Here is a 13,555-nt window from a genome sequence, read left to right on the forward strand (position 1 = left end):
GTGAAACATGAGAAATTTGAACATTTTGTTATATGGTGATATTGATCTAAATTTTATGGATGGTTCAGCAGTATGGCTAATTTCGATGGCACAAATGCTAGCACTAAATCCTAATGTAAATATTGATTTAGTGTTAAAAGCTAAAGAAAAAAATAAACACTTAGTACAATCAGTAAAAAATATCCCTAATATTCATTGCATCCCAGCATCAGAGGCAATGAATAGTGATAGTTCAGAACGACTAACTGTAATTGAAGCAGTTAGTTTCATGCGAAAGTTAGAGAGACAAAAAAGTTATGATCTTGTTATTATAAGAGGATTTGATTTAGTCTCAGAAGTTATGAAATACAAAGAATTTAAAGAAATTACAGTTCCTTATTTAACTGATTTTAAGCATGATGAACGCTCCACAAAGCAAGAACGAGAAAAATTAAAAAAAGTGTATGATCACTTTAATTTTATGTTTTTACAGACCAAAGAAACTAAAAGTGCATTTCAAAAGTTAATCAATGTCGGAGGAGAAAAAATTCGCATTTTAACCCCAATGATTCCGGATCCAGTAGGACAACCAGACTTTAGAAATAAGCATTATCGTTTAGTATATAGTGGTAAATTTCATGAAGATTGGTATACGGAGGAAATTATAAAAGTAACAAAAAAGTTGTCATTATTAGACGATAGAATTAAGACAACAATTGTTGGTGATAAATTCCAAGATGCGTTGAGAGAAAAAGAAAATCAGCTACGAATAAAGAAAGCACTACAGGAAACCGAATCAATTGATTGGGTAGGGGCTGTTTCTAGGGAAAAATGCCAAGAAATAATAGAAAATTCTGATATAGGAATTAGTTGGCGTAGTGCGTTTTTAGACAATGACAATAGTGTTGAACTATCTAGTAAATTACTAGAATACGGACGCTTAGGGAAACCGGCTTTAGTTAGAAGAACTAAAATGCACGAAGATTTACTTGGAAAAGATTATCCATTATTTGTAGATTCAGAGGAAGACGTAATTGCCAAAGTAACAAATATTTTTCAAAATGAAGATTTATATTTCGAAGCAGCACGAAAAATGTATAATGCTAGTCTTCAATATACATTTCAGGCAGCACATAACCGATTAAGTAAATTTATTTGGTCATTTAAAAAAGAGCCTATAAAGATTGTTTTTGCAGGACATGATTTAAAATTTGCTAACATGATTATTAAACACTTTGAAAACAATGCAGGTTTTGAAGTAAAAATTGATCAATTTAGTTCACATGAAAAACATGATGTAAATCACAGTAAAGCATGTGTAGAATGGGCAGATGTTATTTTTTGTGAGTGGGGATTAGGCAATTTAGTTTGGTATTCAAACCATAAAAAAGATAATCAGTCATTAATAGCACGGCTTCATTTTCAAGAAAAAGATTTAAAATTTTTGAGAATGGTAGACTTTAAAAAAGTAGATAAGTTTATAGCAATCACTCCCTATATGTTAGAAGAGTTTCATCGTATTTTTGAAATTCCAAAATATAAATTAAACTATGTGGATAATTTGATTGACGCTAATCAACTAAATTTACCAAAGAACAAAGATAGTAAATTCAATCTAGGAATATGTGGGATTTTACCAGCACGTAAACGATTGGATATAGCTATAGATTTATTTGAGGCGCTTTGGGAAACCGACAATCGTTATAAACTGTTTATTAAGGGGAAAAGACCAGAAGAGGTTGCTTGGTTAATGGCTAGAAAAAGTGAACGTAGTTATTATGAATCAGTGATGAATAGAATAGAAACAGCACCGTGGAAGGAAAATGTTCAATTTGATGGGCATGGTAGCGATATACCAGAATGGTTGCAAAAAATTGGGTTTCTCCTTTCTCCTAGTGACTATGAAGGGTCACATGTTTCTGTCTCAGAAGCAATAGCCAGTGGCTCCATTCCTATTATTCGAAATTGGGCCGGAGCAAATACAATCTATTTTGAGAAATATATTGTAAATTCTTTAGGTTCGGCAATTGAAAAAGTTAAACATGCCGATTGGTCAGAAGAAGCTATGGAGTCTCGTAAGAAAGAAGCTTTTGATAAGTTTGATAAGAAAAAAATTTCAAGGCAGATAGAAAATATGGTGAGATCTAGTATTACCCAAAGAAGAAAATAAAAGGGATTGATTTCTATTTTGAGTAAAAAAAAAGAAACGAAAGAAGATTTAATTAAAAGTGTTGATGTATTTTTAGTTAAACAGTATTTACAAACAAAATGTCAGCTAACAACATCAAAAAAAGGGTATTCTTTTGCTTTTTATGTATATCAGCAAGATAGAGCAGATGCTATATATCGTTCAGATTACAGCTCGTTTGATACTAATCAAATTAAGTTAGTAGATAATGGTGAATATAGAGTAAAGGTTTTTGTTAAAAATAATACCACAAACGAAATTAAAACTATGATGAGCTCACCTGTACAAAAAACGACTGTCATTGATTTTTAAAGGAGAAGAAGCAAATGTTACACGGAAAACATTTTCAAAATGGAAGAAAGACACTGGTTATTGTTTTCCAAAATGCTGCGAAACCATTAAATGAAGCGATACCCAATATTTATTTGAACAAAATAAGTCAAGCTGAAGTTAGTGAAATGCATGAACAATATACTTGGATTAAGTTTGCGAAAACATGTAGTAAAGTTGATTATTTATTTGTAAAGGATCATTTTTCTAGTGTTTATGGCTGGTATATCATGGATGAAGGAAAATTTATTTATGAAGAATTTAATAAACAACTGACAATGTTTATTAAAAAAAATAAATATAAAAGAGTGATTAGTTTTGGTTCTAGTAAAGGGGGGACAGGAGCCTTACTATACGGCTTAATCAATCCGTTTATTACGGATGTCTTCTCCTTAGTTCCACAAATTAATGTCGCTACTTTTATTAACAAACTCTGTCCAAATGAAAAAAGTCTTTTTTTTCATAATAGTTTAGAGTTTGAACAAAAAGTAAATAATCTATTTTATTCTTCTGATTTATATAATGATTACTCTCAAACCAACATTAATTTTTACACAGGTTCCCAAGATATTCAATTCAATAACTTACTTGAATATAGAAAATTTTTAAAAGATAAAAATATTGTCAGTAAGCTTTATTTAAACCGCAGTGATGAAAAGCATACTCGATTAGTAAATCAGTATACTAATTTTATTTATAGTTTTTTAGAGGACTTAATTGAGGAGGAGGATAGACGTACTAATCGGTTAACGTATCAAATAAGTGAAGAGTGTTTTATTTTGAAGTAGCCCAAAATTAGTACTAGTAATTATGAAAATAATGTTAGATGAGCTGGTTTTTACAGAAGAAAAGTTAAAACTGGCTTTTGAAGTAGATACATTACAACCATCGGAATATGAATATGCATACTACTTGTATCAAGACGGAAAGGTTATAAAACGGATATGGTATCAAACATCATCTTCGAGGTATCAAGAGATTGTAGAAGTTCCATTATTTAGTGGTTCCTATCAGATTCGACTATTTGTTAAATATAAAGAAAAGATCATATTAAATCAACAATCGAATCTTCTGTGGATCAGTGTAGAAGAAAAAAAAACAATTCCTTCTAATTTTAACTCAGAAAGAGTCTATTTTAATGATCACCCTGTTAAATTTGTTTTACAAGAATCCAAAAATAATTCTCCTTATTTAGTAATTTCTTTTTCAGGATTATATTCGACAGAATTTCAAGGTGGACCGCCAGTATATAATCATATTCGAACTTTGGAAACAATAGATACAAACAAATTATTTATCTTGGATTCTTATGAAGAACAATTTTGTTATTATGTAGGTTTTGGAGGATCGAAGGAATTTGAACGTAGCGTGTTTGCTTTAATAATGAGTGTTGCAAATAGATTGAAAATACCTGTAGATAATATAATTGCTACGGGTTCAAGTAAAGGTGGCTCAGCTGCACTTTATTTTAGTATAAAATATTATTTTGGCCATGCCATTATTGGGGCTCCACAGATTTATATTTCCAAATATTTGCAACAACGCGCTAACTCTAAATCTATGCGTAAAAGATATTATAAATTATTGGGAAAAGATAGAAAATTTGGGCAAGCTTTTTGGAACAATTTGATCTTAAATCAAGTGATTATGACAGATCAATTTCCAAACCTGCATTTTCATGTTGGTGAAGGAGACTTTCATTATGAGCAACACCTCAAACCATTGTTAAATTTATTTGAAAAGAAGGAAGTTGATTACAGTTTGGACTTGAAACTTTATGATGATCATAGTCAAACAGGACTTTATTTTACTCCTTTTTTACAAAACAAAATTCATGAAATTATTCAAGATAAGGAGAATAATAAATGAAACTTTTGTTTTCATGGTTGAAATTACAAATTCTCAACATACCTCGCATTTTGAGAATAACTCATTTTGACAAAAAATCGATTAGTCAAAGTTATTCATTCGGATTTTTTTGGGAATTTCTAAGTCCTACAATTCAAATTTTGATTTATTATTTTGTCTTTGGCGTTCGACTAAAAGGGCAAACGATGATTAATTCTCAAATACCATATATTGATTGGATGTTGATAGGCATGATACCTTGGTTTTACATCAGTTCTAGTATTGTTGTAGGGTCAGGGTCTATATATCAAAACTTAAATTTAATTTCAAAAACAAAATTTCCAGTAGAAATCCTTCCTACAATTTCTATTCTTAAAGGATTAAATAGTTTTTTTACCATGATGGGATTATTTCTTTTCTATTTCATAATCCAGGGATTTTATCCAACTTTGGAATGGATACAGTTAATTTATTATTTTTTCTGCATGATAATTTCGTTACTTGCAATTTCTGTAGTTACTTCTGCAATAACCGTTATGTTTAGAGATTTACAACCTTTGATTAGTTCAAGTATGAGGTTATTATTTTTTATTTCTGGCACAGTTATCAATGTGAGTAGTAATACTGATTCTAGACTAGCTAAATTATTACTTTTGAATCCTTTTGTTTATATTATAGAAGGATTTAGAGATGCACTTCTTTCAAGAGGATGGTTTTTTCATAATATTCCCAAAATGGCTTATTTCTTTTCTAGCGTCGCTTTAATTTTGCTTGTAGGAATATATATTACTGAAAAGTATAAGAATGATTTTGTAGAATACATGTAGCAAGAAAGTAGGAGAAATTATTGGCTAAAGAAAAAACTTTCTTATCAGATTCTAATGAAAAGATTAATGTACGTAATATTACTAAATTATATTATGTAAAGAAGGATAGTAAGAAGAATAATAAAAAAAATAGAAAAAGATATCAATATTTTGAAGCTTTGGATGAAATCACATTCACATTTAAGCCCGGTCAATGTGTTGGGTTAGTTGGATTAAATGGTTCAGGAAAGACAACTTTGGCGAATATTTTGGCTAAGCACTTAAAACCGACATACGGAGAATTTAATTTTAAAGGGACTACTTCTTTATTGGCGATCAGTTCAGGTCTTAAACCAAATTTAACAGGCCGTGAAAATATTAGACTGAAAATGTTATTGATGGGGTTCAGTAATAAAGAGATTAACCGTAGAATCAATAAAATCATAGAATTTACAGAATTATATGATTTTATTGATAAACCTTTAAAGCATTATTCAAGTGGGATGAGAGCAAAATTAGGTTTTGGCATTGCTGTACAAACAGATCCAGATATTTTAATTATTGATGAGGCGCTATCTGTAGGCGACCAAACCTTTTATAGAAAATGCTTAGACGAAATTGAAAAATTTAAAAGTCAGAAAAAAACTATTATTTTTGTCAGTCATGCGACTAGTCAAATGAGAGATATTGCTGATGTTGTTGCCTGGATTCACTATGGCAAGTTACGACAATTTGGAGAATGTGAGACCGTTTGTTTAGAATATAGTAAGTTTATCCATCACTTTAATAAACTGAGTCGGTCTGAAAAAAAAATATATCAAAAAAAAATGATGGCAGGGCAAGAAAGAAAGTTAAGAACAAAAATTAAACATGACTCTTTTAAGTTTCCAATTATATCAGTAACAATTTTATTTTTTATTGTAATTATTACTGGATTTAAGCTAATTGGTATTCTTTAATCTGAGAAGGGATGTTAGAATTTGGAAGTTATGATAGAGGGAAAACACATAAAGAATAATTCAGATACATTAGTTATTGTATTACAAGGAGTTTTCTCTAAAACAAACGAAATGTACGCGAAAAGCATTGTTAATGGACAGATAGATGAAGAATCTGTCAAAAATCTTCATAATTATTATCATTTTATGAAATTATCACAAAGGAATGATAAAAGAGATTATTTGTATTTAAAAGATTATTACTCAAAGCTCTATGGTTGGTATATTTTTGATCATGGTAAATTTATTTATGAAGAATTAAGTCAAAAAATAGAACAACTTATAGTGGAAAATAATTATCAAAAAGTTTATTTGGTGGGTAGCTCTAAAGGCGGTGCTGGATCTATTCTAATGGCTTTACATAATAAGTTTATTGATAAAGTATTTGCAATGGTACCAGATTTAAGAATATCTACTGATGGCTTTGGTGATAGCGGTAAAGATCTTTTTTTCAACAATGATAAATTATTTGAAGAACAAGTAAAAAATATTTTTAACAATGATATTATATTTAAAAACATGAAGTATGCTACTAAAAAAACAAGTTTTTACTTTTTTACAGGGGTTCGTGACTATGGTTTTAAAGAACTCGTTAATTTCCATCGAAAACTTAACGAAGTATTAGACATACATAGTCAATTATTAATAATGCCTACACCTGAGCCACACAATCCGTTGATTAAAAATCATACAAAGTTAGTTACTTCACTAATTCAAAGATTAGATCAAGATATTCTTTGGAACGAAGATGAGTTTACTTCTGTATCAGATAATGTCCATATTGCGACTTATAAAGCTATAGGTATGCAGTAAACTTAGTTGTAACACTTTTACAGCAATAATAGATTTTCCCATTAGACTAATTTTAAAATTAGGTGGATTAATTGCTAGCTGTAAGAAAACCCAAAAAAAATTATGATGTGCACCACCGAAAGGTTAGCTCCTGTGTTACTAACTAACAACAATAAGTTCTATAGCTTTTCATATCTTATAAAAATAATGAACATTTAAAATAACAGTGTACCATGATGAAATTTATCTAGACAATTTCATCATGGTACACTGTTATTTCATAGTTTACACTATTATTTTAAATGTTTAGGAGGTTGAGATGGATATAAATTGTTTTATTGATAATGATGTGAAAAAAAATAGAAATACTTGATTATTTAAGAAATATTGAGAGGTATAAAAATGGTATTGAAATAGCTCATGAACTATCGATTGACCGGAAAACAAGTTACAAATATTTATTGGTAAATTTTTTTAACTATTTGACATGATGCTGTACTTTATATTCAAGTGGGTAAAAATAGGTATTATAAATAACTAAATATGACACTTAAATACTTTAATTTCATGTATATTGGAGAAAACTAATATTAAGAAGGATGAAAAATGAAAAGAAAAGTGCTCGTTATGTTACTTTTGAACTGCACCGTTGTATTATTTGTTGGATGTTCTTCAAGTAATACTACAATTAATTCGTCAGAAAAAGAATGGGCAACCACAGAGGCATCAAAACATGCAGAAAAATCAGGCCATGTTGACTATGATGATCAAGCAGATTGGGAATTTACTTCTGGAAAAATGCAATCTCCAATTGACATTCTAGGGGATAAGACTGAAAAAATGACGCCAGATAATGGAACAATTACATTAGATTATAGTAAGGATATCACGAGTGTTGAAAATAATGGCCACAGCATCCAGGTTACTGGAGGAGGACAAGCTATCATTAACGGAAGAAATTTTGAATTAAGTCAATTCCATTTTCATGCGGAAAGTGAGCATACTGTAGATGGTGAACATTATCCCATCGAAGCTCATTTTGTTAATATGTCTCAAGATGGACGAATCGCAGTAATAGGCGTCTTTTTTACAGAAGGAACAGAAAACAAAGGATTTCAAGAAGTGTTGGATGATGTGAACAAGGAGAAACCAGAACCTATTAAGAATTTAAATGATATGATTCCTACTAATAAAAGTTACTATCATTATTTAGGTTCTTTAACAACACCCCCATTAACTGAAAATGTTGAATGGTATGTTATGAAAAACAACATTGAAGTATCACCAGAGCAAATTGAATCTTTTAAAAAACTATACTCTCATAATAATAGGGATATTCAACCGTTGAATGGTAGAGCAATAATTGAGCATAACGAATAAATAAATTAGTGATAAAAACTTCTTTCAATCTGATTCTATAAGTGCTAGCCCCTTAATTAGTATCAATAATTTTGATGAAAATTAAACGATGAAGATAGGAGCTGTTAAGAACTGAAATTATGAACATTATATTTTATCTAATAAAAAAATAGATATTGGCAATACACCCATCTATTATTATGCAGGCAATTTTGACAAGATGCCTGCTAAAATACCAATGAGTTATAGTCCAATAGGAAATATCCTACTGGACTATAAAATTAAATATTTATGTTTTAATTAACTAATCAATTTTTTGTATCTTCAAATAAACGATCAAGTAAGCGGTTTAGTTCGTTCCATTCGGAAAAAAGAAAGGGTTGAACGGTCTAATAAAATATTCGGAAGATCATATGCTTCTTCTCGAGTCGTTTTTCCTAGTTTGGTAATAGTAATCAGCAATACACGCTCATCTTCTTTACTGCGAATTCGTTTTACTAATCCGTGTTGTTCCATTCGCTTTAATAGAGGTGTCAGAGTATTGCTTGATAAATCTAACTTCTCACCAATCATTTTTACTGAAAGGGTGTTTTCATCGTGAAGGATGACTAAGATCAAATATTGAGGATAGGTCAGTCCATGTTTCTCTAGCATTGGACGATAAAGTCTCTGAATGGCACGAGAAGTGGTATAAAGGTATAAAGCGAAAAACAATGTTCATTCAAAGGAACTAAGTTTTTATCTGCTTTCATAAGTGCACTCCAATCTAGTGGTGAAAATAATAAATCAGGTTTATATGTTCTATGGATTGCTTGAGAGTAGTTTCCTGAACCTATTTTATGATTCTCAACCATTGACCCTGCCTCGAACCTTATTAACATATTGCTAAAGAGGCACCTCCATCGTGGGAATAGCTATCACACCAACTTGCAGGAAGATTATTGTTTTGAAGTTCTCTGTAGTAATTAAAGAATCAGTATCTTCAAAAATTATAAGATACTGATTCTTTCTGATTTTTACAGAATTTTCTTTGTCTGATTAGCCACAGAATAAAGTTGATTATTATGCTTGATGTTTATCACTTTGATGTCGTTTATGTGACTCATGTGAATGAATATAATACTTTACTAGTGATGAAATAAAAATACTCATCACTCCCATTCCAAAAGTTCCGTAGATAATCAAAAATGTTTTACCTAAGATAGTTACTGGATGTATATCTCCAAAGCCTATTGTCGTTAAGGTAATAAAACTTAAATAAAAGGAATTAAATATACTAATATCCTCTATTAAGAAAAACCCCATAGTCCCCACAAATAATGTAATTATCATTAAAAACAAGATACTGCGCATATCTTCATTTTTTAAGATTAAAACGAATTTCCTTAATAACATATTTATTGATTTATACATATTCATGATAACTAGCTCCATTTCTTAGCAGTCTGTCATAAGAAACGTGTTTCCACTCCTTGAACCTGCTTTATATTTAATATAGTTATTAAAATATAATATACCAGATAAACAAGTCATAGTTATCTATACAAAAGGACTTGTACAATACAATCACATAGTCACATAAATAATTCTTCTGTTTTTTTATTAATACTGATTAAATTTTTAAGCCTTACTTGCGCATCAATTAATAATATTTTTTTTACTAAAAGTTTTCATCGATCTATAATTTGTGTAGATAAACAAATTCAATTCCTAATTTATTAGCTGTCTTCTACTTATCAGAAATCTTTAAATATGTAAGAATCTCTAACTTTTTTGTAGCGTTATTTTATTACACATAATTAGTCCGTTTTTTTATTTGTAAGCTTTTTGTTTATTTATATAATTATTTTTGAAAGAAGGTTATATTATGGTAAACATTCAAAAAAAAGAAAGCAAAGTATTATCAAAAATCAATGATAGTATTACTAATATTGATACTGACTTGGATATTATCAATACAAGTGATGATATTGATTTAATTTACTCAGAACAACAAGCTGCATTAGCAAACATTTCTTATATTTTAGAAAATGAAGCTAAGCTTGGTAATCTAGAGGATAAAGAGGAAGTTCATGAAGAACAAGCTATTGATGACTGGGCTTCAAGTGAAGTAAAGACCTTAAAAAAAATCAATAAAAAATTAAAGGATCTTGAAAAACAGCTTTATACATTAACTGGTAATGCCAACAAAGCTAAACGGTTCATCGCTCAAAAAACAGCTATTCGTGATATAAAAAATATTTTACACGACGCAAGTCGATTTTTTGACTTATAAAAAAGTTTGATTGAGGCTGTAAATAATTTTATGTAAGTTCTTCTTAGTAAAATGTGGTCAGTGACCTTATCTTCAAAAAAATTGGCGAATTGTGACAGAGTCTTCCCCTAACTTTTGGACTTTCGTGGTTCACTTTGTTATACCCATTGTCACAAGACAAAGAACATTTGGCAACAATTCATCTATCTACTAATTTAAACCCATCAGTTGGTTTGAAGAATATCTAGTCAGAGTATATCTGACAATATTAATATTGAGGAGGAAAACAGTATGAGATCAAAAAGAATAATCGGAATGTGTTTTGCAGCAATCACATTGGTAACACTAGGTGCGTGTTCAAAAACTGAAGAATCAGGAAAAATCGTGGATGAGTCTGGAAAAGAAACAGTTGTGAGTAGTTCATCCACAAAAGTTGCGGTAGACGAAGTAACATTGAAAGATGATGGGTATTTCAAGGATATCGTAACGAATGGAATTGATCCTAAGATAAAGAGTGAAGTTTCTTATCAAACAGATTATGAAAATTCTGATTGGGATGATACAAAATTTGTGATTGATCACATTAAAATTGTTAATGTCGATAAATACAAAGATAAAAATGATGATAAGTTCAGTACATTGCTCTCTATAAAATATAAAATGTATAATGAAGACTCAAAGGACAAACACATCAAACCTGATAAAGCTTATTTGATTTTAAATGATGGAGAAAAAGTTGAAGCGCTTGTATTTGAGGATGATTGGGATGACGAAGTTTTGACCCATGACAAACATAAAGATGGGTATCTACATTTCAAAATTAAAGAAGAACAAAAATTGGAAGAAATAAAGTCTTTAGAAATCGGCTTTAAAGCAGATGATGATGAAACCCACACATTCAACGTGGATCTTCCACTAGAACCATAGGAATAATCTTTTAGGCATTTACTATCTAATAATCAATTCATTAGATAGTAAATGCTTTTTTTAATTGAGGAGGAACTTCTATGAAATGGTACGTTAAACTAGCCCTTGCTTGTGTTTTCATTCTTAGCTTAGCTGGTTGTTCAAATCGAGAAGCTGATAACGGAAAAAACCAAACAAACGTGAAGCCCACGCTTTATTCTTTAGATGAACAAAAGAAGGAATTAGAGAAGATGCCTATGTTTTACGATTTAGCTTTTTCTAATGATAAGCAAGATAGCGGTACATACGTTATCCCTGGTCTCTTAAAAACAGAAACTTTAAAAGCGAATCGAACAGGAAAACAAGAAATTAGTGACGAGATGGATCCGCAAGGGATAACAGTTGCAGAAGACTATGTGCTAATTAGCGCTTATAGTCACAAAACGGATTACAATTCAGTGATCTATGTTTTAGATAATAAGACACATTCGTATATAAAGACCGTGGTCTTGGATGGTAATCCACATGTGGGAGGTATTATCTATGATCCGGTCAATCAAAATATTTGGGTTTGTAATGATAAAAGGAATACTTCCACAGCAAGGATTTCATCCATTTCTTTATCCGATTTAAAAAAATATCGATTCAGTGAGAACTATGAGCCTATTGAATACAACCAGACAATTGATTTGACTGACTTAAATAAAGCATCTTTTATTGGCTATAAGAATCATGCTCTTTATATAGGTGACTTTTCTGATAAGAGACATGGAAAACTGAATAGATATACTTTGAATGAACAGGGAACGGTCAAGCAAACATCTGATAGAAAAATCGTAATTGAGGATAAACCAGATCAGACGTATAACATTAATAAAGAAATTCAAGGAGTCACATTCTATGAGAACTATATTTTATTTTCTCAGTCATATGGATCAGAGAAATCGAAAATATTGATTTATAATGATGAAAAGAATTCATTCTCTTTGAAAGAAGATTTAGTTAAGGAGATTGAGGCACCACCTTATTTAGAGCAGATTTATTCTAAAGAAAATAGTTTATATGCTATTTTCGAGTCAGGTACCAAGCGTTTTAGAAAAAACAACAAAATAATTAAAGTGGACAGAGTACTACAACTAGATGAACAAAAGGTATTAAATTAGTAAGGGACGCTGATGAATCGTAGCTCCTTTAAAAGAGTGTGTTACAAAAGAAACTTTTAAGATAGTTCTCATTGTATTCGATAAACAGTTTGACGAGTTATCAGAAACCCATCGCAAGCTATTCAATCAGTTATTCATTCGGTACGAATATAAGGAAAGTCCGTTCTATTTGTATGCGACTTCAGAGTCACTTCAGACCAATATAAACATGTTGATTGATAGTGAAGTGGGGCAGTTATTCGATACAAAACATTGTGAACTGGAACTGGATTTCAAAGAAATTTATTGTAAGAATCAGTTAGTTTACTTATCATTGAACAGGTTAATCTATGAAGAATTTATCAAACAATTGGCACATTTTATCATTGGAGACTTGAAACATTTAACTTAATTCAGGCAGAAGTCGCCCATCCTCTATAGGTGGGTGATGAAAACCGACATACAAGGCTGATTGCCTTTTTATTTTGTTCTATACTATAATCAGTCTGTATAAGAAATGAGCTGATATAACAATGGAACTAGATACTAATAATCATTCAGTGTTTCTCCTCCATTATCATCTTGTACTGGTAACTAAATACCGTAGACAAGTGGTTGATGATGAAATATCTGAATTTGCTAAAAGAACTTTCGAACGAATCGCAGAGTCATATCACATCACTCTAGTTGAGTGGAATCACGACAAAGACTACGTTCATATTATGTTCAAAGCACAACCCAAAACAGAACTGACAAAGTTTATCAACGCTTATAAAAGTGCTAGTTCACGGTTGATAAAGCGTGATTATCCAAGAGTAAAACAATCTCTTTGGAAAGAAATGTTTTGGTCTAAAAGCTTCTGCCTGTTGACGACTGGTGGAGCGCCAATTGATGTCATCAAAAAGTATATTCAGAATCAAGGTAATAACCACAAATAGAGAGTAGGTGAATCT

At 30.5% G+C, this 13,555-nt stretch carries 14 protein-coding genes and 1 pseudogene; 13 read left to right on the forward strand and 2 right to left on the reverse strand.

What is annotated here, in order from left to right:
* The first annotated feature begins 7 nt into the window (after positions 1–7).
* The 8 genes from AC4BC3_RS12810 (at position 8) to AC4BC3_RS12845 (ending at position 8,321) form a co-directional block, all read left to right on the forward strand.
* The gene (locus AC4BC3_RS12810) at positions 8–2,149 is read left to right on the forward strand and encodes a glycosyltransferase (RefSeq protein ID WP_490467344.1); all 2,142 of its coding nucleotides are present in this window, start codon (positions 8–10) and stop codon (positions 2,147–2,149) included.
* A gap of 18 nt (positions 2,150–2,167) precedes the next feature.
* Positions 2,168–2,479 (forward strand): hypothetical protein, encoded by a 312-nt coding sequence (locus tag AC4BC3_RS12815; RefSeq protein WP_490467345.1) that lies wholly within the window; start codon positions 2,168–2,170, stop codon positions 2,477–2,479.
* A 14-nt stretch (positions 2,480–2,493) separates the two neighbouring features.
* Entirely contained in the window at positions 2,494–3,285 is a 792-nt protein-coding gene (locus tag AC4BC3_RS12820) for a serpin family protein (protein WP_490467346.1), read from the forward strand.
* Positions 3,286–3,307: 22 nt separating this feature from the next.
* Positions 3,308–4,366 carry a hypothetical protein gene (locus AC4BC3_RS12825; protein ID WP_490467347.1) on the forward strand — a complete coding sequence of 353 codons (1,059 nt, stop codon included), beginning with the start codon at positions 3,308–3,310 and terminating at the stop codon, positions 4,364–4,366.
* Positions 4,363–5,172, forward strand: coding sequence for an ABC transporter permease (locus AC4BC3_RS12830; protein WP_490467348.1), 810 nt, complete (start codon positions 4,363–4,365; stop codon positions 5,170–5,172). The genes AC4BC3_RS12825 and AC4BC3_RS12830 overlap by 4 nt, the downstream gene beginning before the upstream one ends.
* A gap of 20 nt (positions 5,173–5,192) precedes the next feature.
* Positions 5,193–6,110, forward strand: coding sequence for an ABC transporter ATP-binding protein (locus tag AC4BC3_RS12835; protein WP_490467349.1), 918 nt, complete (start codon positions 5,193–5,195; stop codon positions 6,108–6,110).
* A 21-nt stretch (positions 6,111–6,131) separates the two neighbouring features.
* Positions 6,132–6,962: a hypothetical protein gene (locus AC4BC3_RS12840; protein WP_490467350.1), complete on the forward strand. Its 831-nt coding sequence runs from the start codon at positions 6,132–6,134 to the stop codon at positions 6,960–6,962.
* A 585-nt stretch (positions 6,963–7,547) separates the two neighbouring features.
* Positions 7,548–8,321: a carbonic anhydrase gene (locus tag AC4BC3_RS12845; RefSeq protein ID WP_490467351.1), complete on the forward strand. Its 774-nt coding sequence runs from the start codon at positions 7,548–7,550 to the stop codon at positions 8,319–8,321.
* Positions 8,322–8,636: 315 nt separating this feature from the next.
* On the opposite strand, the gene AC4BC3_RS12850 is transcribed toward AC4BC3_RS12845, so the two are convergent.
* Positions 8,637–9,014 (reverse strand): MarR family winged helix-turn-helix transcriptional regulator, encoded by a 378-nt coding sequence (locus tag AC4BC3_RS12850; RefSeq protein ID WP_490467352.1) that lies wholly within the window; start codon positions 9,012–9,014, stop codon positions 8,637–8,639.
* Positions 9,015–9,362: 348 nt separating this feature from the next.
* The gene (locus AC4BC3_RS12855; protein WP_490467353.1) at positions 9,363–9,719 is read right to left on the reverse strand and encodes a potassium channel family protein; all 357 of its coding nucleotides are present in this window, start codon (positions 9,717–9,719) and stop codon (positions 9,363–9,365) included.
* 448 nt (positions 9,720–10,167) lie between these two features.
* Here AC4BC3_RS12855 and AC4BC3_RS12860 point away from each other — a divergent pair, with 448 nt between their 5' ends.
* The 5 genes and pseudogenes from AC4BC3_RS12860 (at position 10,168) to tnpA (ending at position 13,540) form a co-directional block, all read left to right on the forward strand.
* A complete protein-coding gene (locus AC4BC3_RS12860; protein WP_490467354.1) occupies positions 10,168–10,575 on the forward strand; it encodes a hypothetical protein in 408 nt (135 codons plus the stop codon).
* A 270-nt stretch (positions 10,576–10,845) separates the two neighbouring features.
* Complete coding sequence (locus AC4BC3_RS12865) at positions 10,846–11,481, forward strand: hypothetical protein (protein WP_490467355.1); 636 nt, start codon at positions 10,846–10,848, stop codon at positions 11,479–11,481.
* Between the two features lie 80 nt (positions 11,482–11,561).
* Entirely contained in the window at positions 11,562–12,623 is a 1,062-nt protein-coding gene (locus AC4BC3_RS12870) for a YncE family protein (RefSeq protein ID WP_490467356.1), read from the forward strand.
* A 112-nt stretch (positions 12,624–12,735) separates the two neighbouring features.
* Positions 12,736–13,005: pseudogene (locus tag AC4BC3_RS12875) on the forward strand (type VI secretion protein); the annotation flags it as partial.
* Between the two features lie 130 nt (positions 13,006–13,135).
* Positions 13,136–13,540: an IS200/IS605 family transposase gene (gene tnpA, locus AC4BC3_RS12880; RefSeq protein WP_490467357.1), complete on the forward strand. Its 405-nt coding sequence runs from the start codon at positions 13,136–13,138 to the stop codon at positions 13,538–13,540.
* Positions 13,541–13,555 lie beyond the last annotated feature (15 nt).

The organism is Enterococcus sp. AAFC-DPL-6103 (genome assembly GCF_058216595.1).

What these genes read in the sequence shown, in the direction of transcription:
- AC4BC3_RS12865 (WP_490467355.1), top strand. Translation starts at nt 10,846, where the DNA reads ATGAGATCAAAAAGAATAATCGGAATGTGTTTTGCAGCAATCACATTG.
- AC4BC3_RS12845 (WP_490467351.1), top strand. Translation starts at nt 7,548, where the DNA reads ATGAAAAGAAAAGTGCTCGTTATGTTACTTTTGAACTGCACCGTTGTA.
- AC4BC3_RS12860 (WP_490467354.1), top strand. Translation starts at nt 10,168, where the DNA reads ATGGTAAACATTCAAAAAAAAGAAAGCAAAGTATTATCAAAAATCAAT.
- AC4BC3_RS12855 (WP_490467353.1), bottom strand. Translation starts at nt 9,719, where the DNA reads ATGAATATGTATAAATCAATAAATATGTTATTAAGGAAATTCGTTTTA.
- AC4BC3_RS12830 (WP_490467348.1), top strand. Translation starts at nt 4,363, where the DNA reads ATGAAACTTTTGTTTTCATGGTTGAAATTACAAATTCTCAACATACCT.
- AC4BC3_RS12820 (WP_490467346.1), top strand. Translation starts at nt 2,494, where the DNA reads ATGTTACACGGAAAACATTTTCAAAATGGAAGAAAGACACTGGTTATT.
- AC4BC3_RS12870 (WP_490467356.1), top strand. Translation starts at nt 11,562, where the DNA reads ATGAAATGGTACGTTAAACTAGCCCTTGCTTGTGTTTTCATTCTTAGC.
- AC4BC3_RS12810 (WP_490467344.1), top strand. Translation starts at nt 8, where the DNA reads ATGAGAAATTTGAACATTTTGTTATATGGTGATATTGATCTAAATTTT.
- tnpA (WP_490467357.1), top strand. Translation starts at nt 13,136, where the DNA reads ATGGAACTAGATACTAATAATCATTCAGTGTTTCTCCTCCATTATCAT.
- AC4BC3_RS12825 (WP_490467347.1), top strand. Translation starts at nt 3,308, where the DNA reads ATGAAAATAATGTTAGATGAGCTGGTTTTTACAGAAGAAAAGTTAAAA.